At 68.5% G+C, this 22,817-nt stretch carries 18 protein-coding genes; 17 read left to right on the forward strand and 1 reads right to left on the reverse strand.

Annotation, left to right across the window (positions count from 1 at the left end; genetic code table 11):
- From KM176_RS03050 to KM176_RS03090, 9 genes are all read left to right on the forward strand, one after another.
- A complete protein-coding gene (locus KM176_RS03050) occupies positions 1-1,647 on the forward strand; it encodes an ATP-binding cassette domain-containing protein (protein ID WP_160896369.1) in 1,647 nt (548 codons plus the stop codon).
- A gap of 12 nt (positions 1,648-1,659) precedes the next feature.
- The gene (locus tag KM176_RS03055) at positions 1,660-3,234 is read left to right on the forward strand and encodes a hydantoinase/oxoprolinase N-terminal domain-containing protein (protein ID WP_160896368.1); all 1,575 of its coding nucleotides are present in this window, start codon (positions 1,660-1,662) and stop codon (positions 3,232-3,234) included.
- Positions 3,227-4,357: a DUF917 domain-containing protein gene (locus KM176_RS03060; protein ID WP_160896367.1), complete on the forward strand. Its 1,131-nt coding sequence runs from the start codon at positions 3,227-3,229 to the stop codon at positions 4,355-4,357. The genes KM176_RS03055 and KM176_RS03060 overlap by 8 nt, the downstream gene beginning before the upstream one ends.
- A 27-nt stretch (positions 4,358-4,384) precedes the next feature.
- A complete protein-coding gene (locus KM176_RS03065; protein WP_160896366.1) occupies positions 4,385-5,974 on the forward strand; it encodes an ABC transporter substrate-binding protein in 1,590 nt (529 codons plus the stop codon).
- Between the two features lie 70 nt (positions 5,975-6,044).
- Positions 6,045-7,121, forward strand: coding sequence for a DUF917 domain-containing protein (locus KM176_RS03070; protein WP_160896365.1), 1,077 nt, complete (start codon positions 6,045-6,047; stop codon positions 7,119-7,121).
- Positions 7,118-8,656 carry a hydantoinase/oxoprolinase N-terminal domain-containing protein gene (locus tag KM176_RS03075; protein WP_160896364.1) on the forward strand — a complete coding sequence of 513 codons (1,539 nt, stop codon included), beginning with the start codon at positions 7,118-7,120 and terminating at the stop codon, positions 8,654-8,656. The genes KM176_RS03070 and KM176_RS03075 overlap by 4 nt, the downstream gene beginning before the upstream one ends.
- 54 nt (positions 8,657-8,710) lie before the next feature.
- Complete coding sequence (locus KM176_RS03080; RefSeq protein ID WP_160896363.1) at positions 8,711-9,667, forward strand: isoaspartyl peptidase/L-asparaginase family protein; 957 nt, start codon at positions 8,711-8,713, stop codon at positions 9,665-9,667.
- Positions 9,664-10,695: a dipeptidase gene (locus KM176_RS03085; protein ID WP_160896362.1), complete on the forward strand. Its 1,032-nt coding sequence runs from the start codon at positions 9,664-9,666 to the stop codon at positions 10,693-10,695. Before KM176_RS03080 ends, KM176_RS03085 begins: the two co-directional genes overlap by 4 nt.
- A gap of 146 nt (positions 10,696-10,841) precedes the next feature.
- Entirely contained in the window at positions 10,842-11,519 is a 678-nt protein-coding gene (locus KM176_RS03090; protein WP_160896361.1) for a DUF2076 domain-containing protein, read from the forward strand.
- Positions 11,520-11,535: 16 nt separating this feature from the next.
- Here the strand turns inward: KM176_RS03090 and KM176_RS03095 are convergent, their stop codons facing one another.
- A complete protein-coding gene (locus KM176_RS03095; RefSeq protein WP_160896360.1) occupies positions 11,536-12,648 on the reverse strand; it encodes a 50S ribosomal protein L11 methyltransferase in 1,113 nt (370 codons plus the stop codon).
- A 241-nt stretch (positions 12,649-12,889) separates the two neighbouring features.
- Between KM176_RS03095 and KM176_RS03100 the strand changes: the two genes are divergently transcribed.
- The 8 genes from KM176_RS03100 to KM176_RS03135 all read left to right on the forward strand — a co-directional run bounded on the left by KM176_RS03100 (position 12,890) and on the right by KM176_RS03135 (position 22,811).
- Positions 12,890-13,873 (forward strand): D-2-hydroxyacid dehydrogenase, encoded by a 984-nt coding sequence (locus KM176_RS03100; RefSeq protein WP_202398012.1) that lies wholly within the window; start codon positions 12,890-12,892, stop codon positions 13,871-13,873.
- 118 nt (positions 13,874-13,991) lie between these two features.
- Positions 13,992-15,125 carry an ABC transporter ATP-binding protein gene (locus KM176_RS03105; protein ID WP_160896359.1) on the forward strand — a complete coding sequence of 378 codons (1,134 nt, stop codon included), beginning with the start codon at positions 13,992-13,994 and terminating at the stop codon, positions 15,123-15,125.
- Entirely contained in the window at positions 15,122-16,039 is a 918-nt protein-coding gene (locus tag KM176_RS03110) for a carbohydrate ABC transporter permease (RefSeq protein ID WP_160896358.1), read from the forward strand. The genes KM176_RS03105 and KM176_RS03110 overlap by 4 nt, the downstream gene beginning before the upstream one ends.
- The gene (locus KM176_RS03115) at positions 16,039-16,854 is read left to right on the forward strand and encodes a carbohydrate ABC transporter permease (RefSeq protein WP_160896357.1); all 816 of its coding nucleotides are present in this window, start codon (positions 16,039-16,041) and stop codon (positions 16,852-16,854) included. The genes KM176_RS03110 and KM176_RS03115 overlap by 1 nt, the downstream gene beginning before the upstream one ends.
- Positions 16,855-16,895: 41 nt before the next feature.
- Positions 16,896-18,188: an ABC transporter substrate-binding protein gene (locus tag KM176_RS03120; protein ID WP_160896356.1), complete on the forward strand. Its 1,293-nt coding sequence runs from the start codon at positions 16,896-16,898 to the stop codon at positions 18,186-18,188.
- 71 nt (positions 18,189-18,259) lie between these two features.
- Positions 18,260-19,060, forward strand: coding sequence for a phosphodiesterase (locus KM176_RS03125; protein WP_160896355.1), 801 nt, complete (start codon positions 18,260-18,262; stop codon positions 19,058-19,060).
- 184 nt (positions 19,061-19,244) lie between these two features.
- Positions 19,245-21,185, forward strand: coding sequence for a methyl-accepting chemotaxis protein (locus KM176_RS03130; protein WP_160896354.1), 1,941 nt, complete (start codon positions 19,245-19,247; stop codon positions 21,183-21,185).
- A 42-nt stretch (positions 21,186-21,227) separates the two neighbouring features.
- Positions 21,228-22,811 (forward strand): chemotaxis protein CheW, encoded by a 1,584-nt coding sequence (locus KM176_RS03135; protein ID WP_160896353.1) that lies wholly within the window; start codon positions 21,228-21,230, stop codon positions 22,809-22,811.
- Positions 22,812-22,817 lie beyond the last annotated feature (6 nt).

A 22,817-nucleotide genomic window follows, 5' to 3' on the forward strand; every position in this document is an offset into this window, starting at 1 on the left:
ATGAGCGATCCGCTTCTGAAGGTCGAAGGCCTCGACGTTCTCTTCACCGCCTACGGCCAGACCCGCCAGGTGCTGCGCGACATCTCCTTCACGGTCGGTGCCGGTGAACGTGTCGCCCTGATCGGAGAGACCGGCTCTGGCAAGTCGGTCACCGCCAAGGCGATCCTGGGCACCCTGCCCCGCAACGCCACCGTCAGCGCCGGCCGGATCGAGGTCGAGGGCCGCAACGTGCTGGATCTGCCGCGCAGCGCCCGCGACGCGCTGAAGGGCCAGGCGTTTTCGCTGATCATGCAGGACCCGCTGTCGTCCTTCAATCCGGTCTTCAAGATCGGCAGCCACCTGGATGACGTGCTGCGCTATGCCGACCGTCGCGCCGGGGTCCGCGCCAGCACGTCAGAGCGTCGCGCCCGCATCGCCGCCGTGCTGCGCCGCGTCCAGCTGGCCGATCCCGAGCGGGTGATGAACGCCTATCCCTCCGAACTGTCGGGGGGCATGCGCCAGCGCGTGCTGATCGGTCTGGCGCTGCTGCACCAGCCGAAACTGCTGATCGCGGACGAGCCGGGCACCGCGCTCGACGTCACCACCCAGGACGAGATCCTGAACCTGATCAACACCCTGGTCGCCGAAGAGGGCATGGCGCTGCTGATGATCACCCACAACCTTGGGGTCGTGCGCAAGGTCGCCGACCGCGTGGTGGTGATGCGCCACGGCGATATCGTCGAAACCGGCCCCTGCACCCAGATCCTCCATGCCCCCGCGCATGATTATACCAAGGGCCTGCTGGACGCCGTGCCACCGCTTTATGGCGCGCGCGTGCAGACCCAGGAGCTGAGCGAGAAGCCTGCCATCGTCAGCGCCAATGCGCTGTACAAGGAATTCGGCCGCGGAGCGCGCCGCTTCCAGGCGGTCAGGGACGTCACAGTCACCCTGCGAGAGGGCGAGATCTTCGGCCTTGCGGGGGAATCCGGGTCCGGCAAGACGACGGTGGCGCGGATGATGATGGGCCTCGCGCGGCCCACCACCGGCACCGTCACGGTCGAGGGCACGCCCAACCCGGGCCGCCCGCTGGCGCAGATCGTCTACCAGAACCCCGGCACCTCTCTGAACCCGAAACGGACGGTGAAGCAGAGCCTGTCGCTGCCGCTGAAACGTGCAGGCCTTGCGGGCGCTGCCCGCGACGCCCGCCTGGCCGAGCTGATGGGCCTTGTCCGCCTGCCGGTCTCCTATCTGGCGAAATACCCGCACGAGCTGTCGGGCGGGCAGAAGCAGCGCGTCGCCATCGCCCGCGCCCTGGCCGCCGATCCCAAGGTGCTGATCCTGGACGAGCCCACCGCCGCTCTGGACGTGTCGGTGCAGAAGACGGTGATCGAGCTGCTGCTGCAACTGCGCGCAGAGCTGGGCCTGACCTATTTCATGATCTCCCACGACCTGTCGCTGATGCGCAACTTCTGCTCGCGCCTCGCTATCATGCTGCGCGGAGAGATCGTCGAGGAAGGCCCCACGCCGCAGGTCTTCGCCGCCCCCCAACACCCCTATACCCGCGCGCTGATCGCCGCGATCCCGGTCGTCACCGATGCCGAGGAACGCCTGAAGCCCGCGGTCACCCCGGAAGAGCGTCAGGCCTTCCTGGTGACAACCACTGACTGAAAGGACCCGCAGGTGTATCGCGTAGGAATTGACGTAGGCGGCACGAATACCGACGCCGTGGTGCTGCAGGGCAAGACCGTCCTGGCAGGGATCAAGGCTTCGACCACCGAGGACGTGACCTCGGGCGTGTTCGACGCGCTGGAACAGGTCATCGCGGCCTCGGGCATCGACCGGGCCCGCATCGGCGCCGTGATGATCGGCACCACCCATTTCACCAATGCGGTGATCGAACGGCGCCACCTGGACCCGGTTGCGGCGATCCGGCTGGGCCTGCCCGCCGGCGCCGGCCTGCCGCCGATGGTCGACTGGCCCGAGGACATCCGTGCCATCGTCGGCAACCACGGCTATCAGGTGAAGGGCGGCTACGAATTCGACGGCCGCATCCTGTCGCCCCTCGACGAAGACGAAATCCGCCGCATCGCCGCCGAGATCCGCGCGAAGGGCATCCGTGCCGCCGCCGTCACCTGCATCTTCTCGGGCGTCAACGACGCGATGGAGCTGCGCACCCGCGAGATCCTGCAGGAGGAATGCCCGGAGCTGTCCGTCGTGCTGTCGCGCGACATCGGTCGCCATGGCCTGCTGGCGCGCGAAAGTGCCGCGATCATGAACGCCTCGCTGCTGCGGCTGGCCGACAAGACCGTGCAGGCCTTTGGCCATGCGCTGCAACAGGCGGGCGTCACCGCGCCCTTCTACATCACCCAGAACGACGGCACGCTGATGGCCGCCGACACGGTGCGCGCCTTCCCGGTGCTGACCTTTGCCTCCGGCCCCACCAACTCCATGCGCGGCGCCGCCTTCCTGACGGGCCTGGCCGAGGCCATCGTGGTCGATGTGGGCGGCACCACCTCGGATGTGGGCGCGCTCTCGCACGGGTTCCCGCGCCAGGCCTCGACCTCGGTCGACATTGGCGGCGTTCGCACCAACTTCCGCATGCCCGATGTCTTCTCGATCGGGCTGGGCGGCGGATCGCTGGTGCAGGGCAGCCCCGAGGCGCTGACCATCGGCCCGCAATCCGTGGGCTACCGTGTCCGCCAGGAGGCGCTGGTCTTTGGCGGCCAGACCCTGACCACCACCGATATCGCGGTCGCGACCGGCAAGGCCGAGATCGGCGACAAGGCCCTGCTGGCCGGGCTTTCGCCCGAGCTGGTGAGCGCCGCCGCCGCCAAGATCGAACAGATGTTCGAAGCCTGCGTCGAGCGCGCCCGCATCTCGGCCGAGCCGGTGCCGGTGATCGCGGTCGGCGGCGGCTCGGTGCTGATGCCCGACCGGATCGGTGACCTGCAGGTCATCCGCCCCGAGAACTTTGCCGTCGCCAATGCCGTCGGCGCCGCCATCGCCCAGGTCTCGGGCGAGACGGACCGGATCTTCAGCCTGACCGACGGGGTGACCCGCGACAGCGCCCTGGCCGAAGCCGAGGCCGAGGCCCGCGCCCAGGCCATCGCCGCCGGCGCGCTGGAAGAGACGCTCGAGGTGATCGAACGCGAAGACATGCCGCTGGCGTATCTGCCCGGCAACGCCACCCGCATCCACGTCAAGGTCGTGGGCGAAATGGGGGCCCTTGCAGAAATGGAAGTCCAGAATGCCTGAAGCCCGTGAACTGAGCTACGATCCCGCCGACCTGTGGGAACTGACGCCGGAGGATCTGGAGGCGCTGGAAGTGGGCGCCGGGATCCTCGGCACCGGGGGCGGCGGCAACCCCTACCAGGGCAAGCTCTTGACCCGCGAGGTGATGCGGGCCGGTCACAAGATGACGATCCTTGCGACCGACAAGATCGCCGACGAGGCGCTGTGCATGTCGATCGGCGGCATCGGCGCGCCGGTGGTGGGCACCGAACGCATCCGCGAGGGCCGCGAGGGCTATCGCTGCCTTCAGGGCATGGAAGAGCTGACGGGCCGCAAGATGGACGCCATCGTCTGCGAGGAGATCGGCGGCGCCAACTCCATGAACCCGCTGGTGACGGCGGCGCTTGGCGGGCTGCCGGTGCTGGATTGCGACGGCATGGGCCGCGCCTTCCCCGAGATGCAGATGACCACCTTCTCGATCTACGGTCACAGCTCCACCCCCTCGGTGATGTGCGACCTGCATGGCAACCGCGTGGTGTTCCAGCACGCCGTGTCGGAAGTGTTCCACGAACGCATGGCGCGGGCCTGCGTGGTCAGCCAGGGCGGGGCCGCGATGCTGGCCACCGCGCCGATGCAGGCCAGCTTCGTGCGCCAGAACGCGATCCCCTCCAGCTACACCCAGGCGATCCGTCTGGGCCGTGCGGTGCTGGATGCGCGCCGCAACGGTGACGATCCGGTCGCCACGGTCTGCGCGCTGGAAAACGGGCGTCATGTCTTCACCGGCAAGGTCACCGACCTCAAGCGGCACCTGCGCGGCGGCTTCGCCGTGGGCGAGCTGGAGCTGGCGGGCTTCGATGCCTTCCAGGGCGAGACCGCCGGCATCGACATCCAGAACGAATTCCTGATCTTCCGCCGCGACGGCCAGGTCGAGGTGACGGTGCCCGACCTGATCATCGTGCTCGATGTCGACACCGGCTACCCGATCACCACCGAGATGCTGCGCTACGGCCAGCGCATCGCGGTGCTGGCGGTGCCCTGCCACGACCTGCTGCGCAGCGCCCGGGCGCTCGCCGTCGTCGGCCCCGCCGCCTTCGGCTATGCCGAGATCCCCTTCACGCCCCTGCCCCGCCCGGGTCAGGCCGCCTGAGCATAAAAGACCAACAGGAGAAAACAGATGACCTTCCCCTCCAAGACGTTCGGGCTTTCCGCCCTTGCCCTTGCGGCGGCCTTCGGGCTGGCCGCGCCGGCCGCCCAGGCCCAGGACCCGGTGTCGACCGTCGTCAACACCATGCAGATCTTCAGCTCGCTCGATCCGGCGAAGGTCACCGACTACACCGGCTACATGGCCGTGGTGAACATGTATGACGGCCTGACCACCGTCGCCCCCTCCGGCCAGATCGTGCCGCACCTCGCCAAGTCCTGGGAAATCTCGGACGACGGGCTGACCTATACCTTCCACCTGCGCGATGACGTGAAGTTCCAGGACGGCACGCCGCTGACCTCGGCCGATGCCGTCTGGTCGATCCAGCGCCTGATCAAGATCAACAAGGGCCCGTCGAACCTGCTTGTCGGCCTGATCAAGCCCGAGAACGTCACCGCCCCCGACGCCACCACCGTCGTCATCAAGCTGGACCGCCCGTTCTCGCCCTTCCTGGCCTCCACCCCGATCCTGATGGTGCTGAACAAGTCCCTGATCGAGGCCAACGCGACCACCGACGATCCCCTGGGCGAAGCCTATGTGGGCGAGCATTCCTCGGGCTCGGGCCCCTATGCGCTGGTCAGCTACAACCGCTCTGCCGACATGGTGATCAAGCGCAACCCGGACTACTTCCTGGGCTGGGACAAGGGCACGCCGATCGACGAAGTGCGCTTCGTGCAGACCTCGGATGACGCGACCGTGCGCGCGCTGGCCGAAAAGGGCGAACTGGGCCTGTCGTCCCACGGCCTGGGCAACGACACCTTCGAGGCGATCTCGAAGATGCCGGGCTACAAGCTGATCCAGACCCGCACCGCCGGCGGTTTCCAGATCAAGCTGAACACCAAGGTCTATCCGACCGACGACATCCATGTCCGCCGCGCCATCGCCTATGCGACCGACTACGACACGATCCAGCAGATCATCTACCCGGGCGTCGCCATGCACGGGCCGCTGTCGGACACCTTCAAGGATGCCTTCAACACCGACATCCCGGCAGGCGAATACAACCTCGAGAAAGCCAAGGAAGAGCTGGCGAAATCCAAATACGCCGGCCAGAAGATCACGCTGGTCAACAGCTACGTCGCCTCGCTGGCCTTCGAGCAGGAAGTGGCGCTGCTGATGCAGGCCAACCTGGAGCAGATCGGCATCACGCTGGACATCCGCCCCGAGCCCTGGAACCGCATCGTCGAGCTGTCCTCCAAGCCCGACACCACCCCGGCCTCGACCCAGGTGAACGTCAGCCCCAGCTATCCTTCGCCGGATTCGATGTTCTTCAACCAGTACCACTCCAAGGCCTCCGGGACCTGGTGGTCGATGGAATGGCTGCAGGACCCCGAGATCGACGCCCTGATCGACAAGTCGCGCGCCCAGACGGACCCGACCGAGATCAACGCGACCTACAAGGACCTGCAACAGAAGCTCTATGACCTGCAGCCCGATGTCTGGGCCGTGGCCCCGATGCGTCGCTACGCGGCCAACGCCTGCCTACAGGGCTATGAGTTCATCCCGATGCAGAGCTGGGATCTGAACTTCTGGAACTTCACCTGGGACTGCCCGGCCAAGTGATCGGCGCCCGCTTCTGAAACAGGCCGGTCCCGCGTCGCGGGGCCGGCACCGAAAGACCCAAGGTGGACAGATGCTCCAGGAATTTCCGGAAGAGAATATCGAATCCCTCGCAACCGGCGCGTGGATTCTGGGAACGGGCGGCGGTGGCAACCCCTACCTGTCAACGCTGAACCTGCGCCGGCTTTATGCCGATGGCGCAAGGGTGCAGGTGATGCAGCCCGAGGACCTGGCCGATGACGACATGGTCGCCGTGGTCTCCGGCATGGGCGCGCCGCTGGTCGGGCAGGAACGCCTGAAGGACCCGGCCCACATGGCCCGCGCGGTCGAGCTGATGGAAGATTACCTGGGCCGTCCGTTCCGCGCCATCATGGCGCTGGAAATCGGCGGGGCCAATGCGCTCTCGCCCTTCCTGGCCGCCGCGCTGCTGGGCCGCCCGGTGGTCAATGCCGATTGCATGGGCCGCGCCTACCCGGAGGCGCAGATGACCTCCTTCGCGATCGGCGGGCTGTCGATGTTCCCGCTCTCTCTGGTGGATGTGCGCGACAACGAGGTGATCGTTGCCCGCGCCGAAAGCTGGAAATGGATGGAGAAGATCTCGCGTTCGGTCTGCACCGCCGTGGGGTCCACCGCCGCGACCTGCAAGGCGCCGCGCACGGGGCGCGAGGTGAAGGACTGGGGCATTCACAACACCATCACCCAGGCGACCGACCTGGGCCGCGTGGTGCTGGAAGCCCGTGCCCGCCACGCCGATCCCGTTGCCGCCGTGCTGGCGCACGCGAAGGGTCAGCAGGTCTTCCGTGGCAAGGTCGTGGACGTCGACCGCACCACGACGGGCGGCTTCCTGCGGGGCCGCACCGTGATCGAGGGCATCGACGCCGACCGTGGCGCGACGCTGGAACTGGCGTTCCAGAACGAATGGGCCGTCGCCTTCCGCAACGGCGAACCCGTCGCCATGACCCCGGACCTGATCTGCCTGCTCGACAGCGTGTCGGGCAGCGCCATCGGCACCGAGGCCGTGCGCTATGGCCAGCGCGTCAGCGTCATCGCCCTGCCCGCCCCCGAGATCCTGACCACGCCCGCGGGCGTGGCCGCCGTGGGCCCGCGCGCTTTCGGCTATGACATTGACTTCAAATCGGTATTCCAATGAAGCGTATTGGCATTGACGTTGGCGGCACCAATACGGATGCCGTGCTGATCGACGGCGACAGCATCATCGCCTCGATCAAGGTTCCCACCACCCAGGACGTGATGTCGGGCGTGAAGGCCGCGCTGGCCCATGTCGCCGCCCATATCGGCGACAGCCCGCGCCGCCTTGATGCGGTGATGATCGGCACCACCCATTTCACCAATGCGGTGGTCGAACGCGCCCGGCTGGAGCGCGTCGCCGCGATCCGCATCGCCCTGCCCACCGGCGCCTCGCTGCCGCCGATGTGCGACTGGCCCGAGGATCTGTATCGCGCCGTCGATCCGATGATCTTCATGGTCCATGGCGGCCATGAATACGATGGCAGCCCGCTGGTGCCGCTGCGCGAGGACGAGATCCGCGAAGCCGCGATGAAGATCCGCGATGCCGGCATCACCTCGGTCGCGATCTCGGCCACCTTCTCTCCGCTGACCACCGAATGCGAGGACCGCGCCGCCGAGATCGTCCGCCAGATCCTGCCCGAGGCGCGCATCACCCTGTCGCATACCCTGGGCCGTATCGGCCTGCTGGAGCGTGAGAACGTCGCCCTGCTGAACGCCGCGCTGCAATCGCTGGGGCGCACCACCGTGCAGGCCTTCAAGACCGCCCTCGCCGAGGTCGGCCTGAACGTGCCCTTCTTCCTGACCCAGAACGACGGCACCGTGGCGCTGGCCGATGTGGCCGCCGCCAATCCGGTGTTCAGCTTTGCCTCCGGCCCCACCAATTCGATGCGCGGCGCGGCCTTCCTGACCGGGCTGACAGACGCCATGGTCGTCGATGTGGGCGGCACCACCTCGGATATCGGCTGTCTGGTGGGGGGCTTCCCGCGCGAGGCGAACAACGTCGTCCATATCGGCGGCGTGCGCACCCTGTTCCGGATGCCCGACCTGCTGCCCATCGCCCTTGGCGGCGGCACCGTGGTCGATCCTGAAACCGGCGCCATCGGGCCGCGCTCGGTCGGCTACCGCATCCTTCAGGAGGCCCGCGTTTTCGGCGGCCAGACCCTGACCACCTCCGACATCGCGGTCGCCGCCGGGATGATCGAGATGGGCGATCCCGAGAAGGTCCGCGATCTGGATCCGGCCTTCGTGCAGGCGACGCTGGCGACGATGCGCGCCATGGTGGCCGAGAACTTCGACCAGATGAAGACCTCGGCCGAGGACGTGCCGCTGATCGCGGTGGGCGGCGGGGCCTTCCTGATCCCTGACCAGGTACCCGGCGCCTCCGAGGTGCTGCGGGTGGAAAACGCGGGCGTCGCCAATGCGCTTGGCGCGGCCATGGCACAGGTCTCGGGCGAGGTCGATCAGGTCTTCTCGGACATGTCGCGCGAGGCCGCGCTGGCCGAGGCCGAGGCGCAGGCGCGTGCCGCTGCTATTGCCTCGGGGGCCGCGTCGGATAGCCTGAAGGTGCTGGAGGTCGAGGACATTCCCATCGCCTACCTGCCCGGCGGCGCGCGTCGCGTGCGTGTCCGGGTGATCGGTGATATCCATTTTGACTGAAGACAGAAACGTCCCGACCCCCGGGGCGTTTCCGCGTGACGACAGGAAACCAAGATGACGATTGCACTTGCGATTCACGGTGGTTGCGGCGTTCTGCCCCTCGACAGCATGAGCGCCGAAGACTGGGCCGAAGCCCGGCAGGATCTGGGCCGTTCCCTTGCGGCGGGCTGGGCGGTTCTAAAGGCGGGCGGCAGCGCCGTCGATGCGGTCGAGGCCGCCGTCGTCGTCATGGAGGACAGCGCGCATTTCAACGCCGGTCACGGCGCCGCGCTGAACGAGAACGGCGAGCACGAGCTTGACGCCTCGATCATGGACGGCGCCACGCTTGAGGCCGGTGCGGTCAGCGCCGCGCGCGGCATCCGCAACCCGGTGCGCGCCGCCCATGCGCTGATGAAGGACGGTCGCGCGGTCTTCCTGACCGGCGCCGCCGCCGATGCCTTTGCCGAAAGCGCCGGTCTGCCGGTGATGGAACAGGGCTATTTCACCACCGCCAAGCGGATCGAGGCGCTGGCCGCGATGAAGGCCCATGCCGCCGCCGGGACCGAGGCGACCGAGAACGAAAAGCACGGCACCGTCGGCGCCGTGGCGCTGGATCAGGCCGGGCACCTGGCCGCCGCGACCTCGACCGGGGGCTATACCAACAAGCCCGCGGGCCGCGTCGGTGACAGCCCGGTGATCGGGGCGGGCACCTATGCCCGCGATGGCGTCTGCGCGGTCTCGGGCACCGGCAAGGGCGAATTCTTCATCCGCCACGTGGTTGGTCACGAGATCGCCGCCCGCATCGCCTATCTGGGCGAAACTCTGCCCCAGGCCGCCGAACATGTCGTGCATGTCGATTTGGCGGGCTCTTCACAGACCACCGGGATCATCGGCGCCGGGCTGGTGGCGATCGATGCCACGGGTCAGGTCAGCGCCCCCTTCAACACCGCCGGCATGTTCCGCGGCTGGGTCACGCCCGAGGGCCGCGCCTTCGTCGCCACCCATGCCGAGATCCACGAGGTGGCGCTGTGAGCCCGCAGATCCCCGTCTTCGACGGCCACAACGACGTCCTGTCGAAACTCCTGCACCAGCGCGACGGCGCCGAGCACCGCTTCCTGACCGGCGCGCCGGGAATGCAGATCGACCTGCCGCGCGCCCAGGCCGCAGGCTTTGCCGGGGGGCTTTGCGCGATCTGGGTCAGCACCGAGGACACGACGCTGGATGCCAATGGCGACCTGCCGCCGGTGCCGCAGGCTTCGGCGCTGGAGCAGACCATCGCGCAAGCCGCGCTGCTGCAACGTATCGTGCGCCGCTCTGATGGCGCCGTCGCGCTGTGCCGCAGCGCCGCCGAGATCCGCGCCGCCATGGCCGAGGGACGCTTTGCCGCCGTCTTCCACATCGAGGGGATCGAGGCCGCGACCCGCGATCTGGATCTGCTGCACGTACTGCACGCAGCCGGTCTGCGCACCCTCGGCCCGGTCTGGAGCCGCCCGAACCAATTCGCTCATGGCGTGCCCTTCGTGATGAACCATGGCCCCGATTTCGGCCCCGGCCTTTCCGATGCGGGCCGCGATCTGGTCCGGCTCTGCAACGAGCTGCGCATCATGATCGACCTGTCGCACATGAACGAGGCCGGCTTCTGGGACATCGCCAAGCTCTCGGATGCGCCGCTGGTCGCCTCGCATTCCAATGCCTTCGCGATCTGCCCGCACAGCCGCAATGCCACCGACCGCCAGCTGGATGCGATCCGCGACACCGGCGGTCTGATCGGGCTGAACTTCGGCGTCCGCTTCCTGCACCCCGAGGGGATCCGCGATCCCGACATGGGGATGGAGGTCATGGTGCGCCATATCGACTATCTGGTCGAACGGGTCGGCATCGACCACGTCGCGCTCGGCTCGGATTTCGACGGCACCTTCATGTCGCGACAAATGCAGGACGTCTCGGGCGTGCAGCTGCTGCTGGAGGCGCTGCGTCAGGCCGGCTACGACGAGGCCGAGCTGACCAAGATCGCCCATGGCAACTGGATCGCCACGCTGGAGCGCAGCTGGGGCGGCTGAGCCGTCCCCGGTCCCGGACCGCAGCGCTGGCGCTCCGGGATCTCGCAATCGTGTAGCCGTCCCGTCTTTGATCTGCGCCGGGGCTGTCTAAATGCTCTGGACGACCGGCTTTTCCGCCCTGCGGGGCCGGTCCGAAGGAGAGTGACATGGACACCAACGACAAGACCGCCATCCAGACCCTGTTCGACAAGCTTGCCGAGGTGGAGCGCCGCTTCCCCGCCCGTGACGGCGAGGCAGAGCGTTTCATTTCAGAGCAGGCCGCGCGCCATCCCGGTGCGCTTTATTACCTGGCCCAGACCGTGATCACCCAGGAACATGCGCTGAAGCTGGCCGAAGAAAAGCTGCGCCAGGCCGAGGCCGACCTGGCCGCCGCCCGCCAGTCCGACAATCGCGGCACCGGCTCCTTCCTGTCCGGCCTGTTCGGGGCCGGCCCGCGCGAAGAGCCCGCGCCGCGCAGCTACGGCGCCGTGCCTTCGGTGCCGCGCGGCGGGGCCGCACCGGCTGCCGCCCCCGCGGCCACCGGTTGGCAGCAGCAACCCCAGCAGGCCCCGCAGCAGCGCAGCTTCCTGGGCGGCGCCGCGCAGACCGCGCTTGGCGTCGCCGGCGGCGTGATGCTGGGCGAGGTCGTCGGCAGCATGTTCGGCCACCATGGCGGGCTGGGCGGCTTCGGCGGACCCGAGGAAGTCATCGTCGAACGCGAGGAGATCCTTCAGGATCCCACGGGCGCAGCCGCCAACCAGGCTCCGCAATTCGACAATACCGGTTTCGACAGCACCGGCTTCGATGACGCCGGCGGCTTCGACGACAGCGACGACTGGACCTGATCCGGCAGGCCCGGGGTCAGGCCCGGGCCGCCGCGCGGGGCGACGGACAGGCCACCGGACCGCTCGCGCCGCCCTCTTCCTCTACCAGAAGGCTCAGCTGCGCGGCGTCGTGCTGCGCGCAGATGCGCAGGGCGCTGCCCGGCACCACCGGCATCGGGCGGCGCAGCAGGAAGGCCGTGCGGCCCCAGTGGCCGCCGTCTTCCAGGCCATTGCCCAGCACGATCCCCTCGGCCAGCTGCAGGGTGAAGGACACCAGAACCGCGTGGGCCAGGCCGGCCTGCGTGCAGGTCAGCGCGGTGTCGCAGCGCCCGGCGGCCAGGTCGGGCCGGGTGAAATCGAAGGTGAACAGCGCCTGCGGCGGGGCCAGAGGCCTGAGCGCCGTCGCCGCAAGATCGTTCGGGGTCAGCCGGGCCAGCCCGGCAAAGCCGTGAAAGGCGGATAGGTCGAACCCCTCGGCCCGGGCGGGCCGCCACAGGTCCCACAATGCGCCCCCCTGCACCGGCTGCGCGGTCAGCCCGCCCCAGTCCGGCACCGTGCGCGCGCCCGGACGGGCCAGCGCCCTCATGGCATGGACCAGCGTCGCCAGCGCCCCCTCGCCCAGCAGCACGGTATCGACGATCTCAGAGATCACCACGTCGGCGGGTTCGGGCAGGTCCTCACCGAGGATCAGCGCATGGGACATCTTCGGGATCACCGTGATGCGGTCCGACAGCCCGTTGGCCGCGATCACCGCCTCGGCCGCCCGGGCGATCAGCGGCGTCTGTTCGCAGCTGTAGACATGGCGCGCCCCCGCCCGCGCCGCCAGCATCGCCGTCAGCCCGGCCCCACAGCCGATGTCCAGAACGATGTCCCCGGGCCGCACCCTGGCGGCGATCGCCTCTGCATAGGCCCGGTTGCGCACCGCATCGGCCAGCATCGGGAAATGCCAGCGCGGCACGGTCATCTGGTGCAGACGCTCCCTCAGGATCTGCGCCTCATGATGGCGGGGATCGCGCTCCAGCGCCTGCTCCAGCAGGTCCGCGGTGCGCAGGCCGCCATCGGTCATCGGGGTCAGCCGGGCGCGCCGGACCAGCGTGTCGGGATCGCAGGGCGGCGGGGCGTCGATACGGGGCGCATGGGCATTTGCCATCAAGGGTCCTCTTTCTAAGGCAGTGCGCCCCCGGCTTAGCCGCAGTCCCTGTAGATCGGGTAAAGGCGCACCGCCCCGCGCAAGCGCCCGTTTTCCGGGCCCCGGAACCGGGTTTGCCGGACGCGCCCCCCGCCCCGCAGGCCCTGCCGGGCACGGACGGGCTTTCCCTGCGCCTCACAACCCCTAGTCTGGCCCCGGACAGCCGGCGCGCCCGGCCCCCCAGACCGACAGGACAGACCCGATGACCCAGACTGCCCCGCTGCCGCCCCGCGACAGCCTGAAGATCCTCTTTGCCCACAACGCCTACGACATGAAACCGGTCTTCGATGCCCGGGGCCTCGGCATCACCAGCCGGCAGGTCACCACCCGCGAGGCCCTGGCCGAGGCCCTGCCGGAAGCCGATGTGCTGGTCGCCTCGGGCTTCTGGAAAAACGAGCTGCTGGCGCTGGCGCCGAGGCTGCGCTTCATCCAGTCGGTCAGCTCGGGCACCAACCAGTACGACCGCGATGCGCTGGCGGCGCGCGGCATCCGGCTGGCCTCGGGTCAGGGGGTGAATGTCAACGCGGTCTCAGAACATGCGCTCGGGCTGCTGCTGTCGCTGACCCGGCAGCTGGCGCTGGCGCGCGACAACCAGACCCGGGGCTACTGGCGCCCCGAGATCCCCGATGCCGCGATCCGCGAGGACGAGCTGCCCGGCAAGACCATGGTCATCGTCGGGACCGGCGGCATCGGCGACCGCATCGCCCGGCTGGCCCGGGCCTTCGACATGCGGGTGATCGGGGTGCGCCGCGATCCCACGAAGGGGGCAGGCCATGCCGATGCGGTGCATGGGCTGGCCGACCTGCCCCAGCTTTTGCCCGAGGCCGACGTGGTGGTCCTCAGCTGCCCGCTGACCGAGGAGACCGCCGGGCTGATCGGCCCCGCCGCCCTTGCGGCGATGAAGCCCACCGCGCTGCTGGTCAACGTGGCGCGCGGCGGCTGCGTCGATGAACCGGCGCTGATCGCGGCACTGAACGAAGGCCGGATCGCCGGCGCCGGGCTGGACGTCACCGCGACCGAGCCGCTGCCCGCCGACAGCCCGCTCTGGTCCATGAAGAACGTCGTTCTGACCTCTCATGCGGCGGGGGAAACCCGGCGCTACGAGGCCAATGTGGTCGATCTTCTGGTGCGCAACCTCGACCGGCTCTGGGCCGGAGAGACGGCGCTGGTCAACCAGATCGTCTGATCCGCCGCCCCTGCCCCAAGGTCCGGCCCCGGCGCCATGAAACTTTCATGTCCCTGTCGCCGGACCTTTACCATCGGGCGCCAAAGCCCTGCGGGTGAAGACATCCGCAGGAGGCCCCATGGCCCGTTCCCTTACCCTGACCGGGCTCGACAAGAGCTTTGGCGCCACGCCCGTCCTCCGGGGCATCGACCTGAGCGTGAACCCCGGCGAGTTCGTCTCGCTCGTGGGCATGTCGGGCTGCGGGAAATCGACCCTGCTGCGGATGATCGCCGGGCTGGAAAGCCCCGACCGCGGCCGCGTCGCCATCGACGGGCAGGACGTGACCGAAGCCGACCCGAGCGATCGCAACCTGGCGATGGTGTTCCAGAGCTACGCGCTCTATCCGCACATGAGCGTGCGCCAGAACATCGCGACGCCGCTGCGGATGCGCCAGATGACGCTGGCGCAGCGCCTGCCGCTGATCGGGCGCCTGCTGACCCCCGCCGCCCTGCGGAGCGAGATCGCCCGCGCGGTGGAAGACGCCGCAGAGACGCTTCAGATCACCGCCCTGCTGGATCGCAAGCCCGCGCAGCTGTCGGGTGGCCAGCGGCAGCGGGTGGCGCTGGCCCGCGCGCTGGTGCGCAACCCGGCCGCCTTCCTGATGGACGAGCCGCTTTCCAACCTCGATGCCAAGCTGCGCGCCCATATGCGAGAGGAGCTGGCGGCGCTGCACAAGCGGCTGGGCGCGACCTTCATCTACGTGACCCACGACCAGATCGAGGCGATGACCATGTCCGACCGCATCGCGCTGATGTCGGAGGGCCGGATCGAACAGCTGGGCACCCCGGATGAGCTGTATCACAGCCCCGCCACCCTGACGGTGGCGCGCTTCATCGGGTCGCCCACCATCAACCTGCTGCCCGCCGAGGCCGATGCCGAGGGCCGCGTGCATCTTTTCGGCACCGATACCGGGCTGTCGACCCCGGCACGCGGGCCGCTGACCCTGGGCCTGCGCTCCGAGGATCTGCGGATCGCCGAACAGGGCCTGCCGGTGCAGGTGCTGCGCTGCGAAACCCACGGCGCCGATCGCTACATCGGGGCCCGGGTCGAGGGCGGCGAGGATCTGCGCCTGACCCTGCGCCAGCCGACCCTGCACCCCGCCCCCGCCGAAGGCCAGCGCCTGCACCTGGCGATGAACGGCGAGGCCGCGCATCTTTTCGACGCCGAGGGCCGCCGCGCCAGCGTCACCCGGCGCGAACGGGTCGCCGCATGAGCGTGACCGACATGGCCGACATGGCCCCCGCCGCCCGTCCCCGCAGCCTTGAGGACCGCCGCCTGCGCAAGGGGATCCTCTTTGCCCTGCCCGCCGGCCTGCTGCTGCTGGCGATCTACATCGTCCCGCTGCTGGTGCTGGGGGGCTTCTCGCTGACCGATTACCGGCTGGGCGCGCTGAACTGGCACTTCATCGGGCTGGAAAACTTTGCCCATGCCTTCGCCGATCCGGTCTTCCTGCGGGCGCTGCGCAACACGGTCCTTTATGCCGCGATCGTCATCCCCTGCGGGATCTTCCTCGGGCTTGGCGTGGCGCTTCTGGTGCATGGGCGCAAGCGCACGCGGGGGTTCTGGGAATTCGCCTATTTCCTGCCCGTGACCGCCACGCTGGTCGCCATGGCGACCGTCTGGCAGTTCCTGCTGCACCCGACGCTGGGCCCGGTCAATGCCGCGATCACCTTCCTGGGCTTCGATCCGGTTTCCTTCCTCGGGAACCCGAAGCTGCTGATCCCGACGCTGGCGCTGATCGGCACCTGGCAGGTGGTGGGCTTCAACATGGTGCTGTTCCTCGCGGGGCTGACCGCGATCCCGAAGGACCTGCTGGAGGCCGCCCGGCTGGACGGCGCGAAATCCCCCATCGACCGCTTCCTGACCGTGACCTGGCCGATGCTGGGGCCGACGACGATGTTCGTCACCGTCACCACCTCGATCACCGCCTTCAAGGTCTTCGAGACCGTCGCCGTGCTGACCAAGGGCCGCGCCGGATCGGAAACGCTGCTCTATGCGCTCTACCTCGAAGGGTTCGACTATTCCAACACCGGCTATGCGGCGGCGCTGACGCTGATCTTCCTCGCCATCGTGCTGGTGCTGTCCATCGGGCAGACGCTGAAGCTTGAAAAGAAGGTGCATTACTGATGCTGCGCCGATACCTGCCCCATCTTGTGCTGGCGCTTGGCGCCGTGGTGATGCTGCTGCCCTTCTACTGGATGGGCCTGACCGCGATCCGCCCCCCGGCCGAGGTCTTCGACATCTCGCTCTGGCCGATCCCGAAGCATTTCGCCGGGGTCGAGAACTTCACCCAGGCTGCGACCTCCGTGCCCATGGCGCGCTTCATGCTGAACGGGGTGATCGTCTGCGGCGGCATCCTGATCGTGCAGGTCGCAACCGCCGTGCCCTGCGCCTATGCGCTGGCCAAGCTGCGCTTTCCGGGCCGCCGGATCCTGCTGTCGATGGTCATTGCCGCGCTTTGCGTGCCGATGCAGGCCCTCGCGCTGCCGCTTTTCGTGGGGCTGGCCAAGACGCATATGCTCAACACCTATTTCGCGATGATGGCGCCGTTCTTCCTGTCGGTCTTCGCGATCTTCCTGTTCTACCAGTCCTTCCGCTCCTACCCCGACGAGATCCTGGAAGCCGCCCGCATGGATGGCTTCTCCGAGATGGAGATCTGCTGGGGCCTGGTGCTGCGCGCCTCGCTGCCCGCACTGGCCGCCTTCGCGGTCTTCTCGATCGTGGCGCACTGGAACGACCTCTACTGGCCGATGATCGTCGTCACCAAGACCGAGCTCGCGCCGCCGCCGCTGGGGATGCTGTTCTTCTCAGACGCGGAAACCGGCGCCAACTACGGCGCGCTGATGGCGGGCGCCACGCTGATCACGGCGCCCATCGTCATCTGCTTCCTCCTGGCCCGCAAGCAATTCATCGCGGGCATCACCATGACCGGCGTCAAGTGACGCCGCCTTTCGCAACCTCCCTGCAAACCCCGGAGATCACGATGAAACCGAACCGTCGTTCCCTGCTGCGCGGCCTGAGCGCGGGCGTCGCCCTGATGGGCCTTGCCGTTCCCGCCATGGCCAAGGACGTCACCCTGAACGTCCTCTACAACATGCCCGGCTTCACCAAGTTCCATCAGCCGCTGGCGGAAGAGTTCGAAAAGAACAATCCCGGCGTGAAGATCAACTTCCTGGCGCCCGCCGCCAACTACACCGACGGCCAGGCGCAGGTGCTGCGCTCGGCCGTGACGGGCGAGCTGCCGGATGTCTACTTCTCGGGCTACAACCTGACGGCCGAGCTGGTGCACACGCTGGCACCGCGCGGCCAGATCACCGATCTGGGGCCGTTCATTCAGGCCGATGGTGGCCAGGCTTTCCTGGATGCCAACTACACGCCCAACATGGCGGCGCTTGGCCAGATCGACGGCAAGCAGTACGGCCTGCCGGTCAATGCCTCCTCGCCGATCCTCTACATCAACGCCGATCTGGTGAAGGAAGCGGGCGCCGATCCCGCCCATATGCCCGACACGATGCCGGGCCTCATCGCCCTCGGCAAGAAGATCCACGAGATGCACCCCGATGTCGCCGGCATGGCCTATGACATCGCCGGCTGGCCCGATGACTGGCTGTGGCAGGCGCTGATCTTCGAACAGGGCGGTAAGCTGGTCGACGAAAAGACCGGCAAGGTCGCCTTCGACAACGAGATCGGCCTGAACGCGCTGAAGATGATCCGCCAGATGGTGACCGAGGCCGGCGCCCCGACGCTGGACTGGGATCAGGCGCGTCAGCAGTTCGGCGCCGGCAAGACCGGCTTCATGGTCTCGACCCCCGCCCATGTGCAGACCATCGAAGGGCTGGTCGGCGATCGGTTCCAGCTGACCACCGCGACCTTCCCGCTGGATGACAAGGCCAAGGGCGGCGTGCCGACGGGTGGCAACTCTGCCGTGATCCTGACCCAGGACAAGGACAAGCAGGCCGCCGCCTGGAAGTACCTGAAATGGATCACCGGCCCCGAGGCGCAGAACGTCATCGTGCGCATCACCGGCTACCTGCCGACCAACAAGAACGCCACCGGCGCCGACTACCTCGCGCCCTACTACGCCGAGCATCCGAACGTGAAGACCGCCTCCCTTCAGGCCGACAAGTCCCTGCCCTGGGCGGGCTATCCGGGCGGTGACTCGGTCCGGATCTGGCGCACGCAGCGCGACATCATCGGCACCGTCATGCGCGGCGAGGTCTCTCCCGAAGACGGGCTCGCGCAGATGGTCGAAGCGACCAACGGCCTGATGAACTGAGCCCGGGGCCAAGGCCCTGACCGGGATGCGGGAGGGGGCCCTTCCGCATCCCTTGCCGTTTCGAGGACACCATGAAGATCATCCAGCTGACCGACACCCACCTGATGCCCCCGGGCAGCCCCGCCTACCACATGGACCCGGAGGCGCAGCTGCGCGCCGCCCTGGCCGACATCACCGCAAGGCACGGCGATGCCGACCTGCTGGTGATCACCGGGGACCTGTGCAACCACGGCGACCCCGAGGCCTATGCCCTGCTGCGCGACCTGCTTGCGGACCTGCCCTTCCCGGTGCAGCTGCTGCTGGGCAACCACGACGACCGGCCGAATTTCATCGCCGCCTTCCCCAAGCATCCGCTGGATGCCAACGGCTATGTCCAGGACTGGCGCGACACGCCCTTCGGGCGGCTGATCTTCCTTGATACCCACGGCGCGGGCGTCATCGGCGGGATCTTCGACGCCGACCGGATGGAGTTCCTCGACGATGCGCTGCGCGGCGCCGGAGCGCTGCCGGTCACCGTCTTCGTGCATCATCCCCCGATCGGCGACGGCATCCGGCATTTCCGCGACATTTCCCTGCATGACGAGGGGCGCCTGATCGCCCGGCTGGCCGCCCATGGCCCCGGCGTGCGCCATATCGTCTTCGGCCATATCCACATCCCGATGGCGGGCACCTCTCCGGAAGGAATCTCCTACAGCTCGGGTCAGGCCTGTTCGCACCGCTTCATCACCGACCTCGACAGCCCGACGCCGGACTGGACCGGCGGCAATCCCTGCTACCGCATCCTGATGCTGGACGAGCTGGGCCTGCGCGCCTTCATGGCCGAGGCCGGCCAGCCGGTGCTGTCGCGCGCCACGCTCTGCACCGGCCCCTGAAGCCGGCGCCTTCCCCCGGGGCCCCCGCCGGGCAGATCCCTCGCGTCTTCCGGATCTTCCCGGCGGGTCTCAACCACTGATTAAGGTCCCGGTCTTATCTCCTGCTGCGACGCCAAGGCGCCGCATCCGTCGGGTCGCTCCTGGCGTTCCGGCATGCCGGCCAACGCCCCGGGAGAACGATCACATGGCTCTTGTGAAGAAGCAGAATTCCACCACCCCCGCCCCCCGCGAGGAGGCCCTGGATGCCGATTTCCAGGCCGCCGCAAGCGACCGCCGCCCCCGCGCCGCCGCCGACCAGAAGCGCCAGCGCGCCCGCACCCTGGCCCGCCAGCAGCAGGCCGCCGAACGCATCGCAGGGGCCTCGGCCGATCTCAACACCGGGGTCTCGCAGGCCAGCGCCGCAACCGAGGAACTGTCCCAGGCGATGCAGCAGATTGCCAGCGGCGCCGAGGAGGCCGCCTCGGCGAGCGAGGAAAGCGCCGCCGCGATGACCCAGATCAGCCGCCGGGTCGGCCTGCAGCGGGAGATGGCGGAGACCTCACGCGATACCACCCAGAAGCTTCAGGCCTTGCTGGAGGAAACCAATACCAGCGTCGCCCTGATGATCGACAACGTCGGCCGGGCCTCGCGCCGGCAGTCGGCCTCGGTCATGAAGATGGAAGAGCTGGAAAGCCAGGCCAAGGGCATCATCGAGGCCGTCAACCAGGTGATCCGGATCGCCGACCAGACCAACCTGCTGGCGCTGAATGCCGCGATCGAGGCGGCGCGGGCCGGCAAGCACGGCAAGGGGTTCGCCGTGGTCGCCGACACGGTGCGCACCCTGGCCGAGGCTTCGGAGAAGAACGCCACCAACATCGACACGCTGATCCGCCAGATCCAGACCGGCGCGCAGCAGATCTCGGACGGGGTGCGCCAGTCGGCGGAGGCCGCCGCGACCGAGGTCGAGAAGGGCCGCCGCGTCACCGCCCAGCTGGACGAGATCAAGGCCGACATGACGGAGATCATGGTCGGCGCGCGCGAACTGGCAGAGGCCGCGCTGGAGATGGGCACCGCCGCCGCCCAGGCCCAGAAGGGCGCCGAGGAGGTGGCCGCCGCCGCCGAGGAACAGTCCGCAGGCGCCCAGCAGGCCCGCAAGGCGGTGGACATGCAGGCCCAGGCCCTGGCCGAGGCCGAGCGCGCCGCCGCCGAACTGGACGATCTCTCGGACGAGCTGAAGACCTCCACCGACATTGCCAAGTCCTCCGAGGAGGTCGCCGCCGCCGCCGAGGAACTTTCCGCCTCCATCCAGGAGCTCAACCGCGCCAGCAGCCAGATCATGGGCGCCATCCGCGAGATCGCCGATACCGCCTCGGCGCAGTCGGCAGCGGTGGAACAGGGCGTCGCCGGCATTGGCCAGATCGAGACCAACTCGGCGCTCGCGGAATCGCGTTCCTCTGCCGCGCTGGAGAAGGGCGAGGCGATCCGCACGCTGCTGGAAAGCAACAAGGCCAGCATCGACGCGATGATCACCGGCATTTCCGGCGCAATGGATGCGGCGCAGAAATCCGTCGAGGAGATCCAGGAGCTGGAGCTGATCAGCCGCAAGATCGACAAGATCGTCGATGCCATCGCCAATGTGGCGATCCAGACCAGCATGCTGGCGGTGAACGGCGCGGTGGAGGCCGCACGGGCGGGCGAATACGGCAAGGGCTTTGCCGTGGTCTCGACCGACATCCAGAACCTGGCCAATGACGCTGCCGTCAATGCCGAGCAGATCAAGGACATGGTGAAGGGCATCCAGGACCAGATCGGGGTGGTGCGCTCGGATCTTCTGGCCACGGCCGAGGCCTCTCTGGCCGAGGTCGAGCGCGCCACGGTCACCACCACCCAGCTGGTCACCGTGGCCAGCGACATGACTTCGGTGATCGGCGGCAACCAGGAGATCCAGAACGCCTGCCTGGAAATCACCCGCGCCGTCGCCGATGCCAAGCGCGGGATGGAGCAGATCGCCTCGGCCGCCGAACAGGCGCGCACCGCCGCCGAACAGGCCGCCGCCGCCGCCCGTCAGCAAAGCAACGGCGGAGAGGAATTGGCCACCACCATCGACAGCATCGCGGCCATCGCCGACGAACTTCAGAGCGCGTGAGGCTCCGGTCCCGCGGACCCCGCCCAGGCAGGAGGACGACCCATGACCCTGACCGATGACGTGCTGGAAGAGGATCCCGCCGCCGCGCTGACCGAGGAGGCAGAGGATCAGGCCACCCGCCAATACGTGACATTCTTCCTGCGCGGAGAGTGCTTTGCCTTCCCCATCGACATGGTGCAGGAGATCATCCGCGTCCCCGATACCGTGGCCGTGCCGATGACTCCGCCGGCGCTGATCGGGCTGGCCAACCTGCGCGGCGTGGTGCTGCCGGTGGTTGATCTGCGCGGCGCGCTCGGCCTTCCGGTCCAGGCCCCGGAGGAAGCCTCCCGCGTGATCGTGGTGAATGCCGGCCAGTCGGTGGGCCTGCTGGTGGATCGCGTGGCCCGCGTCACCAATGTCTCCGAGGCGCAGATCGAACCGGCACGTCAGGTCGACAGGGCGGTACAGGTCGACATGCTGACCGGCGTGGTGAAAAGCCATGACGACACCGAGCTGATCCAGATCCTCGACCCCGCCCTGGTGATCGCACAGCAATTCCCCGAGGCCGAGGCGCGGGGCGATCCGGCCCGTGTCGCGGCCCTCGCTGCGGTCCAGCCGCCGCCCGTGAACGAGGCGGAGGACGACACCGTCCAGCTGGTCAGCCTGATGATCGCCCAAGAGGAATATGCCTTCCCGATCGACAGCGTCGACGAGATCGTCCGCGTGCCCGAAAAGATCTCGGTCGTGCCGCGCAACGCGCCCCATGTGCTGGGGCTGATCACGCTGCGCGACCGGCTGCTGCCGCTGGTGTCGCTGCGCGGCATCTTCGGGTTGGCGGCGGGATCGCGCAGCGACAGCAACCGCGTGGTGGTGCTGCGCCTGGGCCAGAGCGCGGAGGAGGACCTGCGCGTCGGCGTGGTGGTCGACCAGGTCCGCGAGGTGCTGCGGGTCCCCGCTTCGGCCCGCGATCCGCTGCCGGGCGTGCTGCGGGGGGCCGAACGCCAGGAGATCGAGGCGGTCTGCCAGCTCGACGGCGGCCAGCGGCTGGTCTCGGTTCTCTCGGGAAGCGCACTTTTCGACCTGCCAACGCTGCGCGACGTCGCCGCCCTGGCCCAGGGCACGCGGGAGGCCGGCTCGGACCCCGGAGAGGAGGAAACCGTCATGAACACGGGCGAAACCGAGGAGACCCAGCTGGTGGTCTACCAGCTCGACACCCAGGAATTCGGGGTCGACATCCATTCCGTTCAGGAGATCATCCGCGTCCCCGAGACCCTGGCCCGCGTCCCGAAGGCGCCCGAGACGGTGGAGGGGATCATCAATCTGCGCGGCATGGTCCTGCCGGTGGTCGAGATGCGCCGCCGCTTCGGCATCGCCCCGACCGAGCGTGGCGACCGTCAGCGCATCCTGGTGCTGAACGTCGACGGCATCCGCACCGGCTACATCGTCGACAGCGTCGCCGAGGTGCTGCGCGTGCCCGCCAGTGCCATGGAACCCTCGCCCCGGCTGTCGAAGGAGGCGGACCGGCTGGTCGGGCGCGTGGCCAGCCTGCAGAACGGCGCCCGCATGGTGCTGGTCCTCGATGCCCGGGCGCTGATGGCGGACGACGCCGAGCTGGAAGCCCTGCGCGCCGAAGCGACCCTGCCCTGAGCGGAT

Source organism: Pseudooceanicola endophyticus, assembly GCF_018760365.1.
GTDB classification, from domain to species: Bacteria; Pseudomonadota; Alphaproteobacteria; order Rhodobacterales; family Rhodobacteraceae; genus Pseudooceanicola; species Pseudooceanicola endophyticus.